The following is a 24056-nucleotide window of genomic DNA, read 5'->3' on the forward strand; positions in this document are numbered from 1 at the left end:
AAATGCCTTGGATTTTGTTGCTGCTGGCCGGTTTTCTAGAGATCGGCTGGACATTTGGCCTTAAATATTCAGAAGGCTTCACTCAGTTGGTGCCTAGCCTTGCTACGGTTGTGCTGCTTGGGGCGAGCTTTATGCTGTTCGCCAGGGCCATGCGGAGGATTGAGATTGGCGTCGCCTATGCCATGTTCACGGGAATTGGGACGGTGGGCACGGTTATTGCCGGTATTGTGGTGCTGAATGAACCCGCAGACTTCTGGCGGCTCTTCTTTATTGCCCTATTAGTAGCCGGTATTGTCGGATTGAAGCTTGTATCGAAGGAAAAACCTGCGTCGGCATCAAGCGAAGACAGTCGGGAGCATGAAAGGGCGGGGTCTTAATATGGCGTGGTTATTTTTGATTATATCAGGCCTCGGCGAGGTTGCAGGCGTAACCTTTATGAAGTTGTCTGACGGCTTCAGGCGCTGGAAGGGAACGATGGGGGCGATAGCGGCTGGTTTTGTCAGCTTCTATTTTTTATCGAAGGCGCTGCAGTCTATACCGATCAGTACGGCATACGGCATATGGACCGGTATTGGCTCCGTCGGCAGTGTGATACTTGGTATGTTCCTGTTCCGCGAATCGCGGGATTGGCGTAAGCTAGTATTCTTATCGATGATTATTATTGGGGTCATCGGCCTTAAAGTAGTCAGCGGCGAGCATTAAATCTGAACGGAATAATAAGACCGGGATGAGGGTTTAGCGGCCGTTTATCCCGGTCTTTATTTTCATTGCGCCGCGTCTTACAATGGTAAGGTACATCGTTACGCATGGTAAGAAGGGAGCGCCCCATATGATGGAGGAAAAGAGGGCTCAGGAGCTCATTGCGCTAACGGAGCAGTCGCTGCTCGTGGAGCTCAAGCTGAGAAGCATTGATCATGGGGAGCCTATTCAGGTCGATGCTGTGCCAAGGGGATGGAGTCTGCTCGGAGCGGGCAATTACGCGGGGGTGTTCACGCATCAGGAGCATTCGGATATTGCTGTTAAGGTATATGCGCCCGGCCGCGAGGGCTGGGAGAGCGAATGTGAGGTATACCGGCGGATTGGCAATCATCCTGCTTACTCTGTATGTTATCACGCGGGTGAACATAGAGGTCACCGCTATTTAATATTGAAAAGACTAAAGGGAAAAACGCTGTATCAGTGTGTACTGGAAGGTATCCCGATCTCGAAAAGTGTTATTGAAGACATTGACCAGGCGCTGGACTATGCCCGCTCGCGAGGACTTCATCCCCATGATGTACACGGTAAGAACGTCATGGTAAAGGAGGGGCGCGGCATTGTACTCGATATTTCTGATTTTCTCAAAGAAGAGCCGTGCATGATGTGGGACGACTTGAAAAAAGCGTATAATCGTATCTATATGCCTTTTTTATCCAAAAAACCAATTGCGGTACCTGAGTGGGTCATGAATGGCGTTCGTAAAGGTTACCGCTTGCTGAAGCATTCTTCAATCACGGGAAGCTCGTCTTAATCTTCTATTGAAAAGCAGCGGCTCCCGCAAAGGGGCCGCTGCTTAGCGCAGCCTTCGTCATACGTTGGCTTCATCGGTTTAATGCTCTTCATCGAATGTTTCGATCAGCTGCTTGGCTTTGTCAGCGTCCTTCTTCAGCACATGGATCCGTTTTAACGAATTGCCTTCAAGAGTAACCTTCGTTTTTAAGCCATTTGCTTTGAAATGCTCCTGCAGCCGATCAATTAATTCCGATCGAGAGCCACCTTCCGTTCGTACTGAACTCCAACGATTCCAAAATGCCATAATGCGTCTCACCTCGTTAAAGTTTTGCTAAGCAAAACTGATTAAGATGCACAATTTATATGTATTCTGTTCGGATTTGATCCATACCAAAATGTAGCGGAGAATAAGAGCGGTGGCGGTGTCGTATGCTAAGGAAGGGTTTCGGTGACCTGACTATTGACAAATGTAACTGTAACGGATAAAATTACAGTACAAAGCAGGGAGGCCCGTACACAGTGAACAGCGAATTTACGATTGCCGTACACAGTCTCGTTTACTTGGCTTATTTGCCGGATCGCATGGCGAGCAGCGAAATGATTGCAGAAAACGTCGGAACGCATTCCGCCCGCGTTCGTAAGGTCATGAGCGGTTTGCGACGCAGTGGATATGTGGATACGCGCGAAGGGTCAGGCGGCGGCTATAGGCTGACAATTGATCCGAGTGTTGTAACGCTAGCCGATATTTATCGCGTGATGGCACAAGGCTCGCTAATTCCGAGCTGGTGCTCGGGTAATCCAGACATGGATTGCGTCGTCGGATCGAATATGAATCAAGTGATGTTCGGCATCTTCTGCACGGCGGAGAAGCAGCTGGAAAACCATTTTAGCGCGATAACGATCCAGGATGTGCTTAAGCAAATTCATGATTGCGGTTAGCAGGTCATGATTCAAAGATCGGTGAGACGGGTATTCCCTTTATCATACACATTGTTTGGAGAGGATGATTGAAATGGCAGTAGCATTGACAAAAGAAAACTTTACACAAAGCGTTGAGAGCGGTGTGGCGCTCGTTGATTTCTGGGCACCATGGTGCGGACCTTGCAAAATGCAGCTTCCGATCGTAGAGGAGCTTTCCACTGAGCTGGAAGGTCAAGCTGTAATCGCGAAAATTAACGTTGACGAGGAGCCTGAGCTAGCATCCCAATTTGGTGTTATGAGTATTCCGACATTGATTTTGTTCAAAGACGGTCAACCCGTTGACAAAATGGTCGGCGTACAAAGCAAAGATGCTCTGAAAGCGAAAATTTCCGGTCAGCTGTAAGCAACATTATCGTGTGATCACACGTCTAAATATCGTCTGGTATCAGCTTATTGCTGATTACCAGGCGGTATTTTTGTTTAAAGACTTAATAATGATTAAAATGGCGCCATCCTTCCCACGAATGAAGTGATTTCCAAATTAGGTAGTTATTTGTATACATTATCTAAGATTATATACATTTTTTACACAAATTCACAATATTATTAGTTGCTTTCTAAGAGAGTGTTTATGTAAAATTGATATAATTGTGTACATTTGCGTGCCCAACTTTGATTTAAGGAGTGATGATGGAGTGAACGCAGTTATGACGAAAGAGGGCGTCGCGGTTACAGAGGAGTCCCTGCGGCAAGGTCTTGCTTCAGCGAAGATATTGATCATTATACCGGCTTATAATGAGGAGCACAGCATAAGCCATGTGATCCGTGATGTTAAGATGCATTGTCCTTCTGCTCATATTCTGGTTATTAACGACGGCTCGAAGGACCGTACGCAAGAGGTTGCGGAAGCCTATGGCGCGTCTGTGATCACACTTCCAACTAATCTTGGCATAGGGGGCGCGATGCAGACCGGTTATCGATATGCGTATCGTTACGGCTATGATGTAGCGATCCAAGTTGATGGGGACGGTCAGCATAAGGCAGAGCAGCTTCACCGCATTTTAACGCCAGTGCTGGAAGGGAAAGCGGATCTTGCAATCGGCTCCAGATTTATCGATCAGACAGGCTTCCTGTCCTCGGCGACGCGCCGTGTCGGTATTAAAATTTTGTCAACGATCGTTAGTGCCATGACGCATAAGCGTGTGCTTGATGTGACAAGCGGATTTCGCGCTGCCAACAAACATGCGATCGAAGTATTCCAGAGTGATTATGCTACGGACTATCCGGAAGTTGATTCGATTGTTCTCATTCATCGCAGCGGACTGCGCACGAGCGAGGTTGCTGTTGTGATGGAGGCTCGTACAGGAGGGACTTCTTCTATAAATGCGATGCGTTCGGTCTATTATATGATTAAGGTTACGCTGTCGTTGTTCATTCGCAGCTTGAAGGCAACGAAGCCGGCGCAGGTTCAATCGTAGTGAGAAGAGGGAGGATATACCATGCAAGTCTTGTGGATTATCACAAGTGTAGCTTTTTTATTCGTACTCATTGTGTTAATTAATCGTAGATTGCTTCGGGAGCAGTATTCGATGCTTTGGCTGCTGTTTGGCGTCGTGATGCTAATTTTGTCGGTTAGGGTACAAATTATTGATTCGCTGGCGGATGCTGTCGGCATTGCTTACGCGCCGGCGTTGTTATTTCTAGTTGGGATTTTGTTCTGTGTGGCATTGATTTTGCATCTTACGGTCATCGTATCGAAATTATCGGAGAAGGTTATACGTCTAACGCAGGAATTAGGCATTTTACAGCATGAATTACATGAGCGGAAGAGGTCGGATTCGTGATCGCTTATATTGTATTGTTTCTTAATGTGCTGCTGCTTGTTTCGGGCCAATTGTTATGGAAAGCGGGTATGAACAGGCTGGATACGTCCAAGGGAGATTCTTGGGTATCGCTGTTATGGTCTCCACACATTTGGTCAGGGCTTGTTCTATATGGAGTCGCCACAGTCATGTGGCTGTATGTATTGAAGAAGCTTCCGCTTAGCTTAGCCTATCCGCTGCAAAGCATGGCTTATGTCATTGCTCTAATTGCAGCTGTTTTCATATTCAATGAATCAGTACCGCTTCAGCGCTGGATTGGTGCGGCTATTATTTTAGTTGGCGTTGTTGTATTGGCCTGGAAGTAAGTCGGCGGCAAGGAACGAGGAGGAAGTCTACGTGGTTGAATGGGTAAGAAGGAATAAAACGGTGACGATTCTGATCGTCCTTATTTTTTTGCTTGCATTATGGCTAAGAGCTGATTTTTTAACCTCGGTCAAGCATAAGGTATCGCATGATACGAACCACTATATGGAAATGGTGGAACGTTTATTGGATAAAGGTATTTATGCTTATAAGGAAGAGGTGCCAAATGCGCGAGTAACGCCTGGCTATCCATTGTTTATGACGGCCTTGTATCTCGTTGCCGATCAGAGGAATGTCGAGCTGTACCCGCTCATCCGATGGGTGCAGGCTTTGATCAGCGTAGCCTCTTTAATTCCAATGTTCATCATTGCGATGCTCGTCACGAGAAACAAATGGGTGGCCACCTTTGCGATTTTTCTAGGTGCGGTTTATCATCCGTTTATTTGGGCGACTGGCGCTGTACTGACGGAAACGCTCGCTTTATTTTTTTTAATGTGCTATCTGGCGATGCAAATTTATGCGTTTAAAACGCAGCGGAAGCGAGATGCCGCGATTGCAGGGCTGCTGCTTGGTATTACGGTTCTCGTAAGAGCGGAGTTTCTGCCAATATTTGTGCCTTTATATGGCGTGTTCCTGCTGCAGCAATGGTTTCCGCGCAAGATGAAGCGCAAGGCCGCTGCACCGGTGAAAAGAGGAGCTGTTTTCAAAAGAGTGGCTCTGCTCGGCATTATTACTGGCTTATGTCTGTCCGCGACGATGCTGCCTTGGTGGATACGGAATGTTGTGACGCTGAATGAATTTGTATTGACCGCTTCCCAGACGAATCCGTTCAAGGCCGGTACTTATCCGGACAAGGATTACAGTGACAAAATCGTGGATCCAACGGGATTGACGCAGAACGAGGTCGCTTTGGCCCGCATTAAGGCCGGTTTCACGCAGCAAACCTGGAAGTATGTGAAATGGTATACGATCGGCAAGCTGGAGTATACATACAACCGGATGTTCTTCGGCTCGGGTCATGAGCCAGGCTTTACGGTCTATCCGAGAGGGCATAATATTCATCAGTTGATCGTATATGGCAGCTTGATTCCTATATTGCTGCTTTTATGGCGCTGGAGGCATCCGGCGGTAATGCTCGTTGTCGTCATCATCATCATGTCCATGATTCGACTGCTATTTGTACCGGAGTATCGTTATAATTTTACGGTCATGCCGTTATTTATTATTTTGTTCTCGTGGCTCGCTGTTTATATGCTGGAGAAACTAAGAGGTATGATAAGACCCCGGAAAACGGCGTAAGTAAAGAAAGTCGGAAGTAAAAATTATGAGCCTGTCAGAGGGCAAGTTCCTGCCTGAGAAACAAGTGACGCGCGCTGAAGCTTCGGTGTCCTTCTTCCGCTACCTGCAATCGAGAGCTGATCTGCAGGAGGCGCCTTTGCGGATGTAGCGTTGAGAAGTTGTGCTGCTTGATGTATAGCAAACAGCACATCAGCCCGGAGGGATCCAGCGTAGAGCTGGCAAGCTCCGGGCTTATTTTTTTTGAAATCCAGCGGCATGGCTCGTTGGACGCCCCAATTGCGGGCAGCCGTTTTATGGTTTAACCGCTGCCGCTACTTATCGGTCTTTTTCTTCTTGGTCGTGTAGTTCGACACGGATTTGGTGCCCTCAATAGTGTCGTTCACGAACGCCATGTCCTGATTTTTGGCATGCATGTTCGTCGTGCCCTTGTAGTTTCCCTGATGCGTCTGATTTTCCATCTGATCATCACCTCCTTTAAAGTTAGTGCTGCAGCTTGTGCTCCGCGGCCGCAGGCTTGGCTTTTGGCCAATACGCTTTCAATGAAGCGAGCGTGCGCCTCGGTAGTATTTCCAGTGCGGGTTGAACCATTCCGAGGCGGGCGGCATGGACGAGGCGGTGTCGGTTAGGCGCTGGGACTTTCAAAGTAGGGGTCACTGGGGTATAATAGCGGGAGTCATTTATTTTCGGAAATAGGGGTGTCTTACAGCATGGCATTAAAAGCAGGTATTGTCGGACTGCCGAACGTCGGCAAATCGACTTTGTTCAACGCAATTACTCAGGCGGGCGCGGAGTCGGCCAATTATCCTTTTTGCACTATAGATCCTAACGTCGGCGTTGTCGAGGTGCCGGATGAGCGTCTGGACAAGCTGGTTGAGCTTGTGGTCCCGAAGAGCATCGTTCCGACAGCGTTCGAGTTTGTTGATATTGCCGGCCTGGTGGCAGGCGCGAGCAAGGGCGAAGGACTTGGGAACAAGTTTTTGGCGCATATCCGCGAGGTTGACGCGATCGTTCATGTGGTGCGCTGCTTCCAGGACGAGAATATTACGCATGTATCCGGTAAAGTAGATCCGATCAGCGATATCCAGACGATTAATTTGGAATTGATTCTGGCGGATATTGACTCGGTGGACAAGAAGATCGAGCGCTCCCGCAAAAACTTAAAAGGCGGCGACAAAAAGATCGCGCAAGAGGTCGAGGTGCTTGAGCGCATCAAGGAAGCGTTGTATAACGATCAACCGGCGCGCAGCCTGGAGCTTAGCGACGATGAAAAGCTGCTCGTTCGCGATCTGCATCTATTGACGATGAAGCCTGTGCTGTACGCGGCGAATGTGAGCGAGGACGAAGTCGCTGACACGGATGGCAATGAGTATGTGCAGAAGGTCCGTGAATTTGCTTCACAGGAGAACGCCGAGGTCGTTCCGATCAGCGCGAAGGTAGAATCGGAAATTGCCGAGCTTGAGGGCGAGGATAAGGAAATGTTCCTCGAGGAGCTTGGCATGGCGGAATCAGGGCTGAATCGTCTGATTCGTGGGGCTTACAAGCTGCTTGGCTTGTATACGTATTTTACAGCTGGCGTGCAGGAGGTTCGCGCATGGACCATTCGCGCCGGCACGAAAGCTCCGCAGGCCGCAGGCGTCATTCACACCGACTTCGAGCGCGGCTTTATCCGGGCGGAGGTTGTATCCTTTACTGATCTCGCAGCGGCAGGCTCCATGGTAGCGGCTCGCGAGAAGGGTCAGGTCCGACTCGAGGGCAAGGATTACGTGGTGCGTGACGGCGACGTTGTGCATTTCCGTTTTAACGTATAAAAATAGCTTCGAACGTTGATAAGGCCCTGCAGGCGCGTATTTGCGCTTGCGGGGCCTTTGCAGAGCCCGGCTAGCTGCTCCTGTAGCAAAAAGTGGCTGACGAGCATATGTAGGAAGAGTATCGAAAGAATGCCTTTGATATGTTATAATGAAGAATATCCTATTTGGAATAAACAGAGGTGACTGATTGTGTTAGATCGATTACAAGCACTCGCAAACCGATATGAGAAGCTGAGTGAGCTGTTGTGTGATCCGGACGTGTCCAGCGACCCGAAACGGCTTAGAGAGCTTTCCAAGGAGCAATCGGATTTACAAGAGGCGTATGATGCCTTTACGGAATATAAGCAAGTGTCTGAGCAGCTCGATGATGCGAAGCTGATGCAGGCAGAGAAGCTCGATGACGAAATGCGCGAAATGGTGAAGATGGAAATCGACGAGTTAAGCGAGCGCAAAGCGCAGCTTGATGAGAAGATTCGCCTCGTACTGCTTCCGAAGGACCCGAATGACGATAAGAATGTTATCGTTGAAATTCGCGGCGCTGCCGGGGGAGATGAAGCGGCTCTCTTCGCTTATGAGTTGTATCGTATGTATACGAAGTTCGCGGATACGCAAGGCTGGCGCGTAGAGCTGATGGATTTCAGCGAGAATGACCTGGGCGGCTTCAAAGAGGTTATTTTCATGATTAACGGCAAGGGCGCTTACAGCAAGCTGAAGTTTGAGAGCGGCGCGCATCGCGTACAGCGTATTCCGGTTACGGAATCGGGCGGCCGCATTCATACGTCGACCTCCACGGTAGCGGTCATGCCGGAGGTAGAAGATATTGAGGTTGAAATTTTTGACAAGGATATTCGGGTTGATACGTTCTGTTCCAGCGGAGCAGGCGGACAGTCCGTTAATACGACGAAATCCGCGGTTCGCGTGCTGCACGTACCGACCGGAATTATGGCGACTTGTCAGGACGGCAAGTCTCAGAACGAGAATAAGGCGAAAGCTTTGCAAGTATTGCGTGCGCGTATTTTCGATGTTCGCCGTCAAGAAGAAGAGGCGAAATATGCGGGCGAGCGGAAGAGCAAGGTGGGTACGGGCGACCGCAGCGAGCGGATTCGGACGTACAACTTCCCGCAAAGTCGTGTAACGGATCACCGTATCGGCTTGACGCTGCATAAGCTTGATTCGGTAATGAACGGCGACATGAGCGAGATCATTTCGTCGCTTACGATCGCGGAGCAAGCAGATCTGATGGAACGTGAAATGGTGTAAGAAAGCTGCGCTGGGCCGCTGGAAGCTTGCTGTATGCAAGCTGCGGTCCGGCGTTTTGTTTTGCTTGGAACATCTAGGGAATGAAGCTCGGTTGTAATAGGGGATTTGCACCTATTCGCGCTTGATGGACGAGTGAAGCATAGAAAATGAGGAGTGGAAGGGGCGTTTGATGGGATGAGCAGTCCGATAGACGAGCCATGGTTTACGGGGGCGTTAACGATTCGCGCGGCCTGCATGCGCGCGGCAGCTATATTAGAAGCGGAAGCCGTTGAAGAGCCGCGCAACAATGCGGAGCTTCTGCTTATGCATGTGCTGGGGATTGACCGGGCAGCTCTGCTTCGGGATGGAGGAGAGCCTTTTCCCGCAGGACGGCTGGCCGAGTGGGAGCAGCTGGTACGGCGTAAAGCGCTGGGAGAGCCGGTGCAGTATATGATCGGCGAGCAGTGGTTCTACGGCAGACCGTTCACTGTAACGCCTGCCGTGCTTATTCCGCGCCCTGAGACGGAGCTGCTTGTCGAGGCGGTAATCGAGGCGGCTGATCGGCTCTGGCCTGCGGCGAGCAGGGAGGATGCCGGCGACAGAAAGGGCGGAGCGGAAGGCGATTACCTCGGCCCCCGCGGCGTCGGCAGCAAACCAAAACCGGCTTCACTCTATGAATGGGGGGCCGTTGCGGATGGCCGGGTGCCGACGGTCGTTGACGTCGGCACAGGCAGCGGCGCCATCGCCGTGACGCTGGCTTCGCAGCGTCCTCGCTGGCGCGTGTGCGCGTCCGATCTATCGCCGGACGCGCTGGAAGTCGCCCGCGCGAACGCGGCCCGCCATAAAGCGGCGGACCGAATGGCGTTCGTGCAGGGCGACCTGCTCGCGCCCTTCATCCCTGGGCGCGGGCAGCCCTTGGGCAGCTCTGCTGCCCCGCACGTTGGCTTAGCCGTCGACGTGCTTGTATCCAATCCGCCCTATATTCCGGCGGCGGATTTGCAGGGCTTGCAGCGCGAGGTGCGCGACTATGAGCCGCACCTCGCGCTGGATGGCGGGGCGGACGGCCTCGACCCGTACCGCCGCATGCTGGAGCAACTGCCGCTGCTTGCCAAGCTGCCCCGCATCGTGGCATTTGAGCTCGGCATAGGCCAGCCTCGCATCGTCGCCGAGCTGCTGCGCAGCTTAGGCGCATGGAACGACATACGCATCATCAGCGATTATGCCGGTATTGAACGGCATGTCATCGCGGTACAGACGGAATAACGATAAGAAGGACGCTGGCTTGATCATCCAAGCCAACGTCCTTCTTTATCGTTAAAATTTTGCTTCGTAAAAATGTGCACTCTCCCTACCGTTGAATGTCTCGTTTGGCGATGACGCATCCTGTTCCTGAGCAGAGGGGATAGTGGAGCAAAAAACGCGGGACCTCATAATCGGCAGCAACAAACGCTAGAAACCGTAAAAACGAGATTGCTAGGTTTATATATTTCCAATAGCGGACATACTGACGGATAGAAACGTTCCGGAACGCAAGCAGACGCACTGACGGGTGCGACGAGAGGAGCTTGTGTGTATGTCCCGCTTTTATTCCTATAAATTTCCTTATCGCAAATCCTATGGTTTTATTATTTTTGCACTTATTCTTTTAATGATGAGCTGGGAAGCTCAGCAAATGGATGCGGCCGTCGCCGGTAGCGATATTCCGCAGGAAGCGATTCGTCTGCGTATTTTAGCTAATTCCGATAGTCCCGCCGATCAACTGGTTAAGCGCATCGTGCGTGATGAGATCGTTAAAGCGATGAATGGATGGGTCACAGCTCCTCAGACGATTGAGGAAGCGCGCCAGACGATCATCGGCCATATGCCTGAGATTGAGCGAATTACAGCAGAGGTGCTGCTCAGCCGTGGCTTTGATTACGGCTCCTCTGCTGAGCTGGGCTTAGTTGCATTTCCTACAAAAATGTACGGCAGCAAGGTGTACCCGGCCGGCGATTACGAAGCGCTCCGCATAACGCTTGGCGAGGGCAGCGGCCAAAACTGGTGGTGTGTGCTGTTCCCGCCGCTTTGCTTCGTTGATGCTGTGAGCGGGGAAGCTTCGGCATCCGTATCGGTACCTGGATCGGCAGAAGGCAGCACTTCCGAGAAGTCGGTCGTCCAAGCAGCGGCTTCCACGCAAGGAGAGGCGCCGGAAGCGAAGTTTTTCCTCTGGGAAATGCTTAAAAATTTAATCGATTGGATCAAGTCATTGTTCTAATGCATGAAACCGCGGGGCACAGAAACGACAGTTTGTCTTTTTTACAAAGAGACGCTGTCGTTTCTGCTCGTTTTTCAGCACATATGCTATAATTAACGTGTGATTGGACATTTTAATTTTATTGCAAGGATTGAAGAATAGAGATGACGATAACAAAAGTATGGCGCGTCTATGAAGGAAATGACGTTCAGCGCCGAGACAAGCTTGCCGATGCGGCCAAGCTTCTAAGCAATGGCGGTCTTGTTGCTTTTCCGACAGAGACTGTTTACGGGCTTGGAGCAGATGCTCGCAGCACAGCGGCGGTAGAGCGAATTTTCACGGCGAAGGGGAGACCTTCTGATAATCCTCTGATTGTGCATATCGCGGACCGGAGGCAGCTCGAGGATTGGGTTCTGTCTTATCCGGAGCTGGCCGGCAAGCTAATGGACCGTTTCTGGCCTGGTCCCCTGACAATCGTGCTTCCAGTTCGTCCTAATACGCTGTCACCGCTTGTGACAGCGGGACTGAATACGGTAGGCGTTCGAATGCCCGATCATCGAACGGCGCTGGAGCTGCTGGCGCTGGCAGGCTGTCCGGTTGCTGCTCCGAGCGCCAATCGCTCAGGCAGGCCAAGCCCGACGGAGGCCGCGCATGTGCTGGAGGATCTCGATGGCCGTATGGACGGCATTATCGACGATGGTCCTACTGGCGTTGGCCTCGAGTCAACGGTTATTGAGCTTATTGGTGAAGAGGGGATCCGTATTCTTCGGCCTGGAGGCGTAACGCAAGAGGCGCTTCAACAAGCCGCTCCGAATGCGCTAATTGACAGCGTATCAATTGAAGCGCCGGAAGCGGCTCCGCGCTCGCCTGGGATGAAGTATACGCATTATGCGCCCCAAGGGGAGCTTGAGCTTGTACAGGGCGAGCCGGAGGACGTTGTGCGCTATATTGAAGCACAGACGGAAGCGGCTCGGCAGCGCAGCCAGGTAACGGGTGTGCTGGCATTCGAGGAGCGCCTGCCCGCTTACTCGGCAGACAAGGTTTTGTCCCTCGGCAGCGAGCTTGCGCCCGAAGCGGCAGCGCAGCGTCTATACGCCGCGCTAAGGGATTTTGATTCGGCGGGAGCTCAGCGCATTTGGGCGGAGTGCTGCTCAGAAAAGGGCATCGGTGCAGCGCTTATGAACCGGATGGCGAAGGCAGCAGGCAATCGAATCGTGCGAGTATAGGTGAGTGTTTGAGGCTTTAAAGTTTACATTAGCTGGTCACGGCATTTAGTATGTTTGTCCTCATGTCCGCATATGTTTGGTAGAGAATATGGGCGGATATGGGGGGAGATCGGCTTTGATCGAAGCACAATTGCAGGTCGGGCAGCTTTTGACGCTGCTTATTATAGCGCTGGCGCTTGGGCTGGACGCTTTCTCGCTTGGACTGGGTATTGGCCTTAAGGGTATAAGACTGAGAGATATTTTGAAGCTGGGAGTCGTCATTGCTTTCTTTCATATGCTTATGCCTTTGGCAGGCATGGTTACAGGGCAATTTGTAAGCAGCTTATTAGGGGATGTGGCTACGACAGCCGCTGGAATTTTGCTTGTGCTGCTCGGGGGCCATATGATTTACAGCTCGCTGCGCGGGGAGGCGGTGCAATCCTTCGATCATCGCTCCTTGTGGGGATTACTTGTGCTGGCGCTTAGTGTTAGTGTCGATTCCTTTTCTGTCGGGATCACACTAGGCATGTTTGCGGCGAATATATGGGTAACGGTTATGTTATTTGGTTTTTTTGGCGGTCTAATGTCGGTGCTGGGCTTAATGCTAGGACGTAAAGTAAGCGGCAATCTCGGCGAGTATGGTGAGGCGTGCGGAGGGGCGATTTTGCTCATATTTGGCATTTTTTTTATTTTTTGAAATGAATGACTGCTCATCATGGGTTGAAAGGGGCTGGCAGTATGAAGCGCATATTATTCGTTTGTACAGGCAATACATGCCGTTCACCGATGGCGGAAGCGATGCTGCGGCGTATGGCTGCATATAGAGGGATTACTATTGCAGTGCGCTCGGCGGGCATTTCGACCGTAGACGGGCTGCCTGTTTCAGCGCATGCTGCGGCGACGCTGCGGCAGCGCGAGATAGAGCATGCAAGCACTTCGCTGGCCTTAACGAGCGAGGCTGTGAGTTGGGCGGATCTTATATTGACCATGACGGCTAACCATAAGCGGGGACTGCTGCAGTGGTTCCCGGACGCGATTGACAAGACCTACACGCTGAAGGAATACGCGCATCAGAATGAAAAGGTGCAAGCGGATATCGAGGAGCTCGAGGGGCTGTATACAGAGCTGCATATGAAGCAAGCGCTTGGACAGCAGCTGACGGCTGGAGAGCGCAATCGGCTGCTCGAGCTGGAGCGGCGCATTCCTAGCTTTGATATTGTCGACCCGTTCGGCGGCACGCTGTCCGTCTATGAGAGCTGCGCCAATGAGATTGAGACGGCGCTTATGAGTCTGCTGGACAAGCTGGCAAAGCGATAATTAAGTGGTTTACTTCTTCGTTATGGATTGATTTTTCCGGACGCTTAGGCTATTATAAAAGAACAATATACGGTTTCCGATGTAACTGGCGACGGAAGTGGGCTAACCACGGTGGAGCATCGGAATATACGGCCGGTCGCCTGGGCAAAGAGCAGCATGCTGATAAGCATGTCTTGCTCTTTTTTCGTCTTTTTTCGCAAAAATAGGTATACTAGAGCTGTGAGGTTTCATATCGAAGGAGGTCTTTTCCGTTGAAAATTGCTATTGGTGCTGATCATGGCGGCTACAGCCTGAAGGAAGTTATCGTACCTTTTCTGAAATCGCTTGGTCACGAGGTTGAGGATGTAGGCTGCAGCTGTGAACAATCGGTCGATTATCCGGATTACGCATTGCCTGTATGCGACCTTGTTACGAGCGGAACAGCAGATCGGGGGATATTGATTTGCGGAACGGGAATCGGCATGTCGATTGCGGCGAACAAAGTAAGGGGCATCCGCTGCGCCTTGGTGCACGACCTGTTCACGGCGCAAGCGACTCGCGACCATAACGATACGAATGTCCTATCCATGGGCGAGCGTGTTATCGGTCCCGGCATAGCCGAGGAAATTGTGCGTATTTGGCTCGAAACCCCGTTTTCGGGCGGCGAACGTCATGTTGGACGTTTGAATAAAGTGAAGCAAATCGAAGATAAGTATGCCGGAAAGTCCTAATTGAGGAGCTTATCACGATGACAATAAACGATGATTCACAGCTGTATAACATAGCTGCACAGGTGGAGACGATCGTTCGTGAGCTAGCCTCCGCAGGCAGGCTGGCTGGGGGTCAGCTGCTTGTCATTGGCGTCAGCACCAGTGAGGTGCTGGGACAGCGGATTGGCACGGCTGGCACGGTAGAAGCGGCTGAGCAAATTTACGCAGGCGTAGAGGCTGTCCGCAAAGAGATTGGCTTCGTGCCGGTTTTCCAATGCTGCGAGCACCTGAACCGCGCGCTTGTAATGGAACGTGCCGCTGCCGAGCGTTATGGACTGGAGCTTGTCGCTGCGGTTCCTGTGCCGAAGGCAGGCGGTTCAATGGCCGCTTACGCATATCGCCAGCTGGAAGAGCCGTGTCTGGCAGAAGCCGTTCAAGCCCATGCAGGCATTGATATCGGCGACACCTTTATCGGCATGCATCTGAAGCGTGTCGCGGTGCCTGTTCGCCCTTCCATTCGCAGCATTGGCGCGGCGCATGTCACAATGGCGGTGACGAGACCGAAGCTGATCGGCGGCGCTCGTGCGGTGTACGAGCTGGAGACCAATATAAAGCCGGAGCAATCTGCCGGCACTTGTGAATAATGATTCAGGAATGATGAGGTTTGGATGTTATGTTCTAAATTAATAGATAAGCACAACCAATTTGAGGAGGATTATTAAAATGGAAAATTTGCGTAAACAAGATCCGGAAGTACTAAAAGCGCTAGGTCTTGAGCTTCAGCGTCAGCGTGACAACATTGAACTTATCGCATCGGAGAATATCGTAAGCGAAGCAGTGCTCGAAGCAATGGGATCGGTACTTACGAATAAATATGCGGAAGGCTACCCAAGCAAACGCTATTACGGCGGTTGTGAGCATGTGGATATCGTAGAGGACATTGCTAGAAACCGCGCGAAGGAGCTGTTCGGTGCTGAGCACGCGAACGTTCAGCCGCACTCCGGCGCGCAAGCGAACATGGCCGTATACCTTGCTGCTCTGCAGCCTGGAGATACCGTTCTTGGTATGAACTTGGCGCATGGCGGACATTTGACTCACGGAAGCCCGGTTAATGCATCCGGCTTGCTGTACAACTTCGTTGCTTACGGCGTGCAAGAGGATTCCTTCACGATTGATTACGAAGAAGTGCGCAAGCTTGCTTTCAAGCACCGTCCTCGTATGATCGTGGCAGGCGCGAGCGCATACCCGCGTATTATCGATTTCGAGAAGCTTGGCAAAATCGCTAATGACGTAGGCGCATTATTCATGGTCGATATGGCGCATATCGCCGGTCTTGTAGCTGCAGGCCTTCACCCAAGCCCAGTGCCGCACGCGCATTTTGTAACGACAACTACCCACAAAACGCTGCGCGGACCTCGCGGCGGTATGATCCTTTGCCGCCAGCCTTGGGCTGCTGCAATCGATAAAGCGGTATTCCCCGGCTCGCAAGGCGGCCCTTTGATGCACATTATTGCGGCAAAAGCTGTCGCTCTTGGCGAAGCGTTAGAGCCGGCATTCAAGAAATATGCACAGCAGGTCGTAAATAACGCGAAGGTGCTTTCTGAAGAGCTGTTGGCCAGAGACATCAATATCGTATCCGGCGGCACCGATAATCACCTCATGTTAATTGATACGCGTAACCTGAGCATTACGGGAAAAGTAGCAGAGCATGTGCTTGACGAAGTCGGCATCACCGTTAACAAAAACGCTATTCCGTTTGACCCTACCAGCCCATTCGTTACATCCGGTATCCGCGTCGGCACGCCGGCTGCAACAGCCCGGGGCATGGACGAGAAGGCGATGAAGGTCATCGCAGAGGTTATCGCGCTTGTTCTTAAAAACCCGCAGGATCAAGAAGTGCTTGAGAAGGCCCGCGGCATGGTTCGCGACCTTACGGGGCAATACCCATTGTACCCAGGCATGAGTTATTAAATACCAAATCTTTCAGCTATCCCAAAAGACTCATTCGGTGTTAAACTGCCGAATGGGTCTTTTTTTGTGCTCCTTTGTAAAAGTTTGCGGCATAAATTATGGTGCAAACGATTTCCAAAAACAAGCACTTATTCTTAGTAATAAAATATTTAATACCGAAATAAGTCAATAAATAATTTACATGAGAAGTATTCGATAGATAAGAAGTCTTGTTAAAAAACAGGATTGGAGCTTAACAAGAACAGGTGCGAACAATCTATTCAATAGAAAATTGGGAACTATGATGAAAGACAGCCTGATTTCATATATCTCATATAAATCTTATTATGGATTATATTGTATTCATATGCTTCGAAGAATGAAATCATTAAATACAATTAATTCAATAAACGCTGTAAAGCTTTAATATAAACTTGAATAAACGCGTCGAAGCACTAAAGTAATGCGTTATTTTTGTGAAAATACACAAATTTACACCTAACAAAATATTGATAAAAATTTAACATGGATGTATAGTGAAAATTATTAATTCACATCACTCTAGATGTTTGAGTGGAAAGAGCGCTCATGGAATGCGGAGTACAGGTTTTGTGTTGGACAGGCTACAAAAACGATGCAAACGTTTGTATTTTCGACATAAAGTGAGCTTTTCGGTCCGATCAAAACATGGTAGACAAAACGGGAGGATTTTCAATGAGAACAAGAAAGTCTGCATTTTCATTTATTGCTGCTTTGCTCATTCTCGCGATTGTTGTTACTGGCTGTACACCGAAGAACAACGATGGTGCGAACACCGGCGGCGCAAATGGCGAGGCAGCGGAAGCGAAAGTATTCCGTATGAACATGCACTCGGAGCCTTCGTCGCTTGACCCAGCACTAATGGAAGACAACGTGTCGGGTACGATTGCAGCGGGTATTTATGAGGGTTTGACACGTAAAGACGAGAATGGTCAAATCATTCCTGGTATGGCTGAGAAGTGGGATGTGTCTGAAGACGGACTCACTTACAAGTTCACGATCCGTAAGGATGCGAAATGGAGCAATGGAGCCCCGGTTACGGCGAATGACTTCGAATTTGCATGGAAACGTGCGCTTGATCCTGCAACTGGCTCTACCTATGCTTATCAGTTCTATTACATCGCCGGCGCGCAAGAATACAACGAGGGCACTGCGGCTAATGCTGATGGCGTTGCTATTAAAGCGCTTGATGCTGGGACGCTGGAGGTTAAGCTTAAATCGCCGACACCTTATTTCTTGAGCCTGACTTCGTTCTATACGTATTTTCCGACACACCAATCGGCTAAGGACAATGACGCGTGGGCAGCGGATGCGGCTACGATTATAGCTAATGGTCCTTTCAAAATTAGTGAATGGAAGCACAACACATCGATCAATTTGGTGCCTAACGAAAATTATTATGCAAAAGACGAAATTAAATTTGCTGGCGTTAATTTTACAATGATTGCGGATTCTGCTACAGAATTGGCAAACTATGAGACTGACGCGCTCGATTACACTGGTAAGCCGACTGGCGAAATTCCTGCAGACCAAGTGCCTATCCTTAAAGATTCCAAGAAGGATGAGTTCTATCAAAAAGGTATCGCAAGCTCGTACTACTACATGTTTAACACAGAGGAAGCGCCATTCAAGAGCGTGAAGGTTCGTAAGGCGCTTTCGATGGCGATTGACCGTCAATTGATTGTTGAGAATGTAACAATGGCAGGAGAAATACCTTCCTTCGGTTTTGTTCCGCCAGGTATCAAAGGTCTTAACGAAGATTTCCGTACAGAAGTGAAGGATGATTACTTCACCGAGAATGTAGAAGAAGCGAAGAAGCTGCTTGCTGAAGGTCTTGCTGAGCAGAACCTTACAAGCTTCCCGAAAGTCACTTTGACTTACAACACAAGCGACGGCCACAAAAAAATTGCGGAAGCGATTGTCGAAATGTGGCGTCAAAACCTGGGTATCGAAGTAAGCATTGAGAACCAGGAGTTCCCTGTACTGCTGAAAAACCGTACGGACATGAACTATCAAATGCAGCGCGCAGGCTGGGGAGCGGACTATAACGATCCAATGACGTACATGGATATGTTCGTTACGAACGGCGGACAGAACAAAACCGGATTCGCTTCTGCAGAATACGACGAACTGATCAAGAAAGCTTACGCTACCGACGATCAGAAAGAGCGTATTGAGGCTATGACAAGAGCCGAGCAGATTCTGATGGAAGAAATGCCGATTATGCCGATCTACTACTACAGCAGTGTTTACATGCTGAAGCCTGGCTTTAAAAACATCTTCTTGGATTATAAAGGCGATATCGACTATACAAGAGGATATTACGAAGCACAATAGTCGTCCTTCCGGCACCTGAAGCTAGGGATATATGCGGGGTGCCGCATATATCCCTAGCTTATTGGTCCGTCCGCTCTTGTTACGTGAATCAATCGAGTTGTCTATATTATGCAAGGAGGTGTCCATTGCGTTGATAAAATATATTTCCAAGAAGTTTTTCTCTATGCTTGTTTCGTTGTTTGTGCTTGCATCGGCCACCTTCTTTCTTATGAAAATTTTGCCGGGCGATCCCTTTCTCAAGGAGAAAGCCATTCCCGAGAAAATTAGAGAGCATCTCTTCGCCATGTACGGCCTCGATCAGCCGATATGGAAGCAATATTTGATGTATCTTAACAATCTGCTTCATGGAGATCTAGGGATGTCAATGAAGCAGCAATATATGTCTGTTACTCGAATTATTCAAGAAAGCTTTATATATTCAGCGCAGATCGGAATTTTTGCCATTATCCTGTCGCTGGCTGCAGGCCTTATTCTGGGTATAGTAGCCGCGCTGAATCATCGCAAATGGCTGGATAGCGTTACCATTATTATTGCCGTGCTTGGGGTTTCGATCCCCAATTTTCTTGCAGCTTCGATCTTGCAGTATGTATTAGGCAGCAAGCTGCGGCTGCTCGATGTATCTGGTCTTAATGATCCGACTGATTTCATTATGCCGGTGCTTGCGCTATCATTCCTTCCGGCGGCGTTTATCGCGCGTTTGACGCGTTCAACGATGCTTGAGGTGCTCTCTGCCGACTATATTAAGACCGCGCGCTCTAAAGGGCTGAACGGTCGAATTATTTTAGTGCGCCATGCGCTTCGCAATGCCATCCTGCCCGTAGTCACTTATATTGGACCGATGGCGGCGAACATTATTACCGGGTCCGTTGTTGTCGAACAGATTTTCGGTATCGGCGGAATTGGGAAATACTTTGTGCAAAGTATTAGTAACCGTGACTATACGCTCATAATGGGGCTTACCTTATTTTATGGAATCATCTTGATGGCTACGCGGTTTTTAACTGATGTTGCCTATGGCTTAATCGATCCGCGAATTAAGCTTTCCAAAGGGAAGGGGGGTTAAAGGATGAAGGATAACACTTTAACGCCAGATCAGTTTGCCAAGCTCAGCAAAGAAGAGAAGCAGCCGGAAACGATTGCCCGTGAAAGTATATCTGCATGGAAAGACGCATGGCTAAGGCTGCGTTCCAACAAAATGGCGATGGCGAGTCTGGTCATCCTTATCATAATCGCTCTGATGGCCATTATCGGCCCGATGATTTCCGGACATGATTATCAAACGAATAACCTGAAGGAAAAAAATGAAGGGCCTTCGGCTGCCTTCTGGTTCGGCACGGATGATCTTGGCCGCGACATGTTCACCCGTACCTGGATGGGAACGGGTATCTCGCTTCAGGTAGGCTTATATGCCGCTCTTGCCGACTTGGTGCTGGGCGTCATTATGGGCGGAATTATGGGCTACTTTGGCGGCCGGGTGGATGAAATTCTAAACCGGTTCTGTGAAATTTTATACTCTATTCCGAGTATGCTGGTTATCATTCTTCTAACGGTTGTACTGAATCCGAGCATGTTCACGATCGTTCTTGCTCTTAGTATAACCGGGTGGATAAGCATGGCATGGATCGTACGAGGGCAGATCATGCAGCTCAAAAATCAGGAATATGTCATGGCCGCACAGGCTCTGGGAGCCAGCTCGGCACGTATTCTGTTCCGCCATCTCATTCCGAATGCCATGGGACCGATTATCGTTACACTGACGCTGACGGTGCCAAGCGCTATTTTCGCCGAAGCTTTTCTCAGTTTCCTAGGATTGGGCGTGCAGTCTCCTGGAGCATCGCTCGGTACGATGATTAACGATGCGATAAAGGCATGGACGCTGTACCCGTGGAGAATGATCTTCCCTGCGGTCATTATCAGTCTTACGATGCTTTGTTTTAATATATTTGGTGACGGCCTCAGAGACGCGCTGGATCCGAAGATGAAGAAGTAGGAGGTTCGAATAATGGAACGGATACTTGATGTTCAAGACCTTCGTGTGAATTTCAAAGTTCGCGGCGGCATCGTGCAAGCGGTACGCGGCGTTAACTTTCATGTAAATAAAGGCGAGGCTGTGGCTATTGTCGGAGAGTCTGGCTGCGGCAAGAGCGTGACCGCTCAATCGCTCATGCGCTTGATACCATCGCCGCCGGCGGTGATTAGCGGTTCGATTAATTTTAAAGGCCAAGAAATATTGAAATTGTCAAACAGTCAGATGGAAGACATCCGAGGCAAAGAGATGGGGATGATCTTTCAGGATCCGATGACATCGCTTAACCCTACGCTGACGATCGGCACCCAGATTACAGAAGGATTGATTAAGCATCAAGGGATGAGCGGCGCGAAGGCGCGCGAGCGGGCCATTGAAATGCTAAACCTTGTCGGTATTCCGAACGCTCCGGCGCGGATCAATCAATATCCGCATCAGTTTTCCGGGGGGATGCGGCAAAGGGCAATGATCGCCATAGCGCTTGCTTGCAATCCGTCGCTGTTAATCGCGGATGAGCCGACGACGGCGCTTGATGTAACGATTCAGGCACAAATTATGCGCGTCATGAAAGATCTGCAGCAGAAGATGGGCACTTCCATCATTCTGATTACACATGACTTGGGCGTTGTAGCAGATATGTGCGATCGCGTTATCGTCATGTATGCTGGCAAAGTGGTCGAGACAGGAACGAAATGGGAAATATTCAAAAACCCTAAGCACCCGTATACCAAAGGGCTGCTCCGTTCGGTACCGCGCCTCGATCAAAGAAAGGACGAGCCGCTTATTCCGATAAACGGCATGCCGCCGGATTTAATTAAACCGCCGAAGGGCTGCAGCTTCTGTGCCCGGTGTGATGAAGCAATGAGAGTCTGCGTGGACAATGATCCTGAATTGCTTCCGGTGGACGGCAATGAATCGCATGCCTCTGCGTGCTGGATGGCGCATCCTTATGCCAAACAGGAGGTGTCGCTATGAGCAAGACTTTGGTTGAAGTAAACAATCTGCGCAAATTTTTCAACCTGGGCGGGGGAGCCACGCTTCAGGCGGTTAATGATATAAGCCTATCCATTCGAAAAGGCGAAACTGTTGGCGTAGTCGGTGAATCCGGCTGCGGCAAGTCGACTGCAGGACGCACAATTATGCGGCTGTATGAGCCGACCAGCGGCGGCGTTACTTTTGAAGGACGGGATATCTATAAACTGAAGGGCTCCGGGCTTAAGGCGCTGCGCCGGGATATGCAAATGATTTTCCAAGACCCGTATGCGTCGCTTAACCCGCGTATGACGGTCATGGACATCATTGGCGAAGCCATTGATATTCATAAGCTTGCTGGAAGCGGTGCGGAACGTAAGCGCAAAGTGGAAGACCTGCTTGATTTAGTTGGTCTCAATCCCGATCATGCAACACGCTACCCGCATGAGTTTTCCGGAGGCCAGCGGCAGAGAATCGGGATCGCCAGAGCGCTGGCGGTCGATCCGAAATTTATTATCGCGGACGAGCCGATCTCTGCGCTGGACGTGTCCATTCAAGCGCAGGTCGTCAATCTGATGCAGGATCTTCAGCGCAAAATGGGCCTGACTTATTTGTTCATCGCCCACGATTTGTCGATGGTTAAGCATATAAGTGACCGCGTTGCGGTAATGTATCTCGGCAAAATCGTAGAGATCGCAGAGAGCAGCGAGCTATACGCTCATCCTGCTCATCCTTATACGCGCGCTTTGTTATCGGCGATTCCGATTGCCGATCCGGAAGTGGAGGAATCTCGTGAGCGTATCGTTCTTGCGGGCGATCTGCCAAGCCCGATCAATCCGCCGACTGGCTGCCAGTTCCATACGCGCTGCCCGATTGCAACGAATAAATGCAAGACGGATGCACCGGCGCTGCTGGAAGTGAAGAAAGGGCATTTTGCCGCTTGTCATTATGCATCTGTATAACATAGAAGGCCGTGTCAGCAGATTGCTGCGGTACGGCCTTTTTTACATGAGGACGATTTGACATGGATAAACGGTATCCTTGATTTCCTTTTTTACAGCGACAGTTTTTAAAAGCCCTCTCCTTCAATGTGTTAATATATGGATAATGGGAAATCTGGCGGCCGCTCACAGCAATAACAAATCATTTAGGAGAGAAGGACGCTCCGTGTATAACAACGGTTATGATCCTGTTCTCGGAGCATCGGGGATGCTCTCCGGCTTGCTTATTTACCACTCGATAACCAGTCCTGATGCCTTCGCCCAGCAAATGGACCGGGAACTGACGGAGGAGGAACGCAAAGCGAACGGGAGCGGCGACTCCATCTACGTTTGCAGCGGCTCCTCAGATGACGGCAGAGAAGCTGCCGGAGGTGACGATTGAGGCTCGGGCGGAGGCCCCTCTTGTGGCAGCGGCGGCGGCTGCAGCAGCAGTTAAGGGTTGGTCATCTGCCATTACTTTTCAGGCGGCTTTCAGAGATGACCATGCTGATAAAGAGAGGCCCTGTAAAATCCTTAATGAAAAGAGCAGCGCTATCGGGCGCTGCTCTTTTGTATCATACCCTCCGTATTTATTCAATTGGAGAGCAACATGTAAAACGCAAGATGCAACGGTCTAGTTACAATGCTATAATATACAAGATTGTGTCCATGCCTACAACTATAAACGGGAGGAATACCGCTCCATGAGCAAACTAATCATTTGCGACCATCCGTTAATTCAGCATAAGCTGACTTTTATTCGGAATAAAGAGACGAATACGAAAGATTTTCGGGAATTGGTTGATGAAGTCGCTACATTAATGCTATACGAACTTACGAGGGAAATTCCGCTCGAGACGATTAAGGTGCAAACGCCTGTCGCAGAAATGGATTCAAAGGTCATCTCCGGAAGGATGCTTGGGCTTGTTCCTATCTTGCGAGCAGGACTTGGCATGGTGGATGGTATTTTGAAGCTGATCCCATCGGCGAAGGTGGGGCATATCGGACTTGCGCGCGATCACGAAACGCTTCAACCGAAGGAGTACTACATTAATTTGCCGACGGACGCTCCTAATCGTCTGCTGATTGTGATTGATCCGATGCTTGCTACCGGAGGCTCGGCAATTGCGGCGATTAACTCATTAAAAAATCATAAGTGCGATCAAATCAAGCTTATGTGCTTGATCGCCGCGCCGGAAGGCGTGAAGGCGGTGCAGGACGCTCACCCGGATGTGGATATCTATATCGCTGCTCTGGATGAGCGTCTGAACGAGAAAGGTTATATCGTGCCTGGTCTCGGCGATGCCGGAGACCGCATGTTCGGCACAAATTAGCGCTTCGCGGCGCGAATTCATCTTAGGAGT

Annotated in this window: 30 protein-coding genes and 1 riboswitch; of the genes, 28 read left to right on the forward strand and 2 right to left on the reverse strand. The window is 50.1% G+C overall.

All coding sequences use genetic code 11. The annotated features are described in order from the left end of the window. Positions 1-2 precede the first annotated feature (2 nt). The 3 genes from ACO9K6_RS05655 (at position 3) to ACO9K6_RS05665 (ending at position 1510) form a co-directional block, all read left to right on the forward strand. Complete coding sequence (locus tag ACO9K6_RS05655) at positions 3-377, forward strand: DMT family transporter (protein ID WP_424766566.1); 375 nt, start codon at positions 3-5, stop codon at positions 375-377. 1 nt (position 378) lies between these two features. Further along, the gene (locus ACO9K6_RS05660) at positions 379-702 is read left to right on the forward strand and encodes a DMT family transporter (protein WP_424766567.1); all 324 of its coding nucleotides are present in this window, start codon (positions 379-381) and stop codon (positions 700-702) included. A 127-nt stretch (positions 703-829) separates the two neighbouring features. Next, positions 830-1510 carry a serine/threonine-protein kinase gene (locus ACO9K6_RS05665; RefSeq protein WP_424766568.1) on the forward strand — a complete coding sequence of 227 codons (681 nt, stop codon included), beginning with the start codon at positions 830-832 and terminating at the stop codon, positions 1508-1510. A gap of 78 nt (positions 1511-1588) precedes the next feature. Here the strand turns inward: ACO9K6_RS05665 and ACO9K6_RS05670 are convergent, their stop codons facing one another. Beyond that, positions 1589-1795 (reverse strand): hypothetical protein, encoded by a 207-nt coding sequence (locus ACO9K6_RS05670; protein WP_424766569.1) that lies wholly within the window; start codon positions 1793-1795, stop codon positions 1589-1591. Positions 1796-2010: 215 nt separating this feature from the next. Here ACO9K6_RS05670 and ACO9K6_RS05675 point away from each other — a divergent pair, with 215 nt between their 5' ends. The 8 genes from ACO9K6_RS05675 (at position 2011) to ACO9K6_RS05710 (ending at position 6199) form a co-directional block, all read left to right on the forward strand. Then, on the forward strand, positions 2011-2430 hold the full coding sequence (locus tag ACO9K6_RS05675) for an RrF2 family transcriptional regulator (RefSeq protein ID WP_424766570.1): 420 nt from the start codon (positions 2011-2013) through the stop codon (positions 2428-2430). A gap of 73 nt (positions 2431-2503) precedes the next feature. Next, entirely contained in the window at positions 2504-2815 is a 312-nt protein-coding gene (trxA, locus tag ACO9K6_RS05680) for a thioredoxin (protein WP_424766571.1), read from the forward strand. Positions 2816-3107: 292 nt separating this feature from the next. Next, positions 3108-3890, forward strand: coding sequence for a glycosyltransferase family 2 protein (locus tag ACO9K6_RS05685; protein WP_424766572.1), 783 nt, complete (start codon positions 3108-3110; stop codon positions 3888-3890). Between the two features lie 21 nt (positions 3891-3911). After that, positions 3912-4256 carry a DUF2304 domain-containing protein gene (locus tag ACO9K6_RS05690; RefSeq protein ID WP_424766573.1) on the forward strand — a complete coding sequence of 115 codons (345 nt, stop codon included), beginning with the start codon at positions 3912-3914 and terminating at the stop codon, positions 4254-4256. Next, complete coding sequence (locus ACO9K6_RS05695) at positions 4253-4600, forward strand: EamA family transporter (RefSeq protein WP_424766574.1); 348 nt, start codon at positions 4253-4255, stop codon at positions 4598-4600. Before ACO9K6_RS05690 ends, ACO9K6_RS05695 begins: the two co-directional genes overlap by 4 nt. A 31-nt stretch (positions 4601-4631) precedes the next feature. After that, the gene (locus ACO9K6_RS05700) at positions 4632-5897 is read left to right on the forward strand and encodes a hypothetical protein (RefSeq protein ID WP_424766575.1); all 1266 of its coding nucleotides are present in this window, start codon (positions 4632-4634) and stop codon (positions 5895-5897) included. A gap of 25 nt (positions 5898-5922) precedes the next feature. Continuing rightward, entirely contained in the window at positions 5923-6045 is a 123-nt protein-coding gene (locus ACO9K6_RS05705) for a hypothetical protein (RefSeq protein ID WP_424766576.1), read from the forward strand. Positions 6046-6064: 19 nt separating this feature from the next. After that, positions 6065-6199 carry a hypothetical protein gene (locus tag ACO9K6_RS05710; RefSeq protein ID WP_424766577.1) on the forward strand — a complete coding sequence of 45 codons (135 nt, stop codon included), beginning with the start codon at positions 6065-6067 and terminating at the stop codon, positions 6197-6199. 9 nt (positions 6200-6208) lie between these two features. On the opposite strand, the gene ACO9K6_RS05715 is transcribed toward ACO9K6_RS05710, so the two are convergent. Next, positions 6209-6355, reverse strand: a complete 147-nt coding sequence (locus tag ACO9K6_RS05715) for a hypothetical protein (RefSeq protein ID WP_424766578.1) — start codon at positions 6353-6355, stop codon at positions 6209-6211. Between the two features lie 249 nt (positions 6356-6604). On the opposite strand from ACO9K6_RS05715, the gene ychF reads away from it, so the two are divergent. The 17 genes from ychF to upp all read left to right on the forward strand — a co-directional run bounded on the left by ychF (position 6605) and on the right by upp (position 24026). After that, complete coding sequence (ychF, locus tag ACO9K6_RS05720; protein WP_424766579.1) at positions 6605-7705, forward strand: redox-regulated ATPase YchF; 1101 nt, start codon at positions 6605-6607, stop codon at positions 7703-7705. Positions 7706-7894: 189 nt separating this feature from the next. Continuing rightward, a complete protein-coding gene (gene prfA / locus ACO9K6_RS05725; protein ID WP_424766580.1) occupies positions 7895-8965 on the forward strand; it encodes a peptide chain release factor 1 in 1071 nt (356 codons plus the stop codon). A 174-nt stretch (positions 8966-9139) separates the two neighbouring features. Continuing rightward, the gene (locus ACO9K6_RS05730; protein ID WP_424766581.1) at positions 9140-10207 is read left to right on the forward strand and encodes a N5-glutamine methyltransferase family protein; all 1068 of its coding nucleotides are present in this window, start codon (positions 9140-9142) and stop codon (positions 10205-10207) included. A gap of 310 nt (positions 10208-10517) precedes the next feature. Next, positions 10518-11198, forward strand: a complete 681-nt coding sequence (gene spoIIR, locus ACO9K6_RS05735; RefSeq protein ID WP_424766582.1) for a stage II sporulation protein R — start codon at positions 10518-10520, stop codon at positions 11196-11198. 143 nt (positions 11199-11341) lie between these two features. Continuing rightward, positions 11342-12403: an L-threonylcarbamoyladenylate synthase gene (locus ACO9K6_RS05740; protein WP_424766583.1), complete on the forward strand. Its 1062-nt coding sequence runs from the start codon at positions 11342-11344 to the stop codon at positions 12401-12403. Positions 12404-12518: 115 nt separating this feature from the next. Next, a complete protein-coding gene (locus ACO9K6_RS05745) occupies positions 12519-13079 on the forward strand; it encodes a manganese efflux pump MntP (protein ID WP_424766584.1) in 561 nt (186 codons plus the stop codon). Between the two features lie 41 nt (positions 13080-13120). Next, complete coding sequence (locus ACO9K6_RS05750) at positions 13121-13699, forward strand: low molecular weight protein arginine phosphatase (protein WP_424766585.1); 579 nt, start codon at positions 13121-13123, stop codon at positions 13697-13699. A 71-nt stretch (positions 13700-13770) separates the two neighbouring features. After that, a riboswitch (ZMP/ZTP riboswitch) is annotated at positions 13771-13852 on the forward strand. Positions 13853-13950: 98 nt separating this feature from the next. Beyond that, on the forward strand, positions 13951-14409 hold the full coding sequence (gene rpiB / locus ACO9K6_RS05755; RefSeq protein ID WP_424766586.1) for a ribose 5-phosphate isomerase B: 459 nt from the start codon (positions 13951-13953) through the stop codon (positions 14407-14409). A 17-nt stretch (positions 14410-14426) separates the two neighbouring features. Next, a complete protein-coding gene (locus ACO9K6_RS05760) occupies positions 14427-15032 on the forward strand; it encodes a TIGR01440 family protein (protein WP_424766587.1) in 606 nt (201 codons plus the stop codon). Between the two features lie 79 nt (positions 15033-15111). Then, positions 15112-16359 carry a serine hydroxymethyltransferase gene (locus tag ACO9K6_RS05765; protein ID WP_424766588.1) on the forward strand — a complete coding sequence of 416 codons (1248 nt, stop codon included), beginning with the start codon at positions 15112-15114 and terminating at the stop codon, positions 16357-16359. A gap of 693 nt (positions 16360-17052) precedes the next feature. Next, a complete protein-coding gene (locus ACO9K6_RS05770) occupies positions 17053-18714 on the forward strand; it encodes a peptide ABC transporter substrate-binding protein (protein WP_424766589.1) in 1662 nt (553 codons plus the stop codon). A gap of 130 nt (positions 18715-18844) precedes the next feature. Continuing rightward, positions 18845-19777 carry an ABC transporter permease gene (locus ACO9K6_RS05775; RefSeq protein WP_424766590.1) on the forward strand — a complete coding sequence of 311 codons (933 nt, stop codon included), beginning with the start codon at positions 18845-18847 and terminating at the stop codon, positions 19775-19777. 3 nt (positions 19778-19780) lie between these two features. After that, positions 19781-20704, forward strand: coding sequence for an ABC transporter permease (locus ACO9K6_RS05780; protein ID WP_424766591.1), 924 nt, complete (start codon positions 19781-19783; stop codon positions 20702-20704). A 12-nt stretch (positions 20705-20716) separates the two neighbouring features. Further along, the gene (locus ACO9K6_RS05785) at positions 20717-21715 is read left to right on the forward strand and encodes an ABC transporter ATP-binding protein (RefSeq protein WP_424766592.1); all 999 of its coding nucleotides are present in this window, start codon (positions 20717-20719) and stop codon (positions 21713-21715) included. Beyond that, a complete protein-coding gene (locus ACO9K6_RS05790; protein WP_424766593.1) occupies positions 21712-22674 on the forward strand; it encodes an ABC transporter ATP-binding protein in 963 nt (320 codons plus the stop codon). The genes ACO9K6_RS05785 and ACO9K6_RS05790 overlap by 4 nt, the downstream gene beginning before the upstream one ends. A gap of 205 nt (positions 22675-22879) precedes the next feature. After that, positions 22880-23095 carry a hypothetical protein gene (locus tag ACO9K6_RS05795; protein WP_424766594.1) on the forward strand — a complete coding sequence of 72 codons (216 nt, stop codon included), beginning with the start codon at positions 22880-22882 and terminating at the stop codon, positions 23093-23095. 301 nt (positions 23096-23396) lie between these two features. After that, on the forward strand, positions 23397-24026 hold the full coding sequence (gene upp / locus ACO9K6_RS05800; RefSeq protein WP_424766595.1) for a uracil phosphoribosyltransferase: 630 nt from the start codon (positions 23397-23399) through the stop codon (positions 24024-24026). The last annotated feature ends 30 nt before the right edge of the window (positions 24027-24056 follow it).

The organism is Paenibacillus praedii (assembly GCF_049725345.1).
In the GTDB taxonomy this organism is placed as follows: Bacteria; Bacillota; Bacilli; order Paenibacillales; family Paenibacillaceae; genus Pristimantibacillus.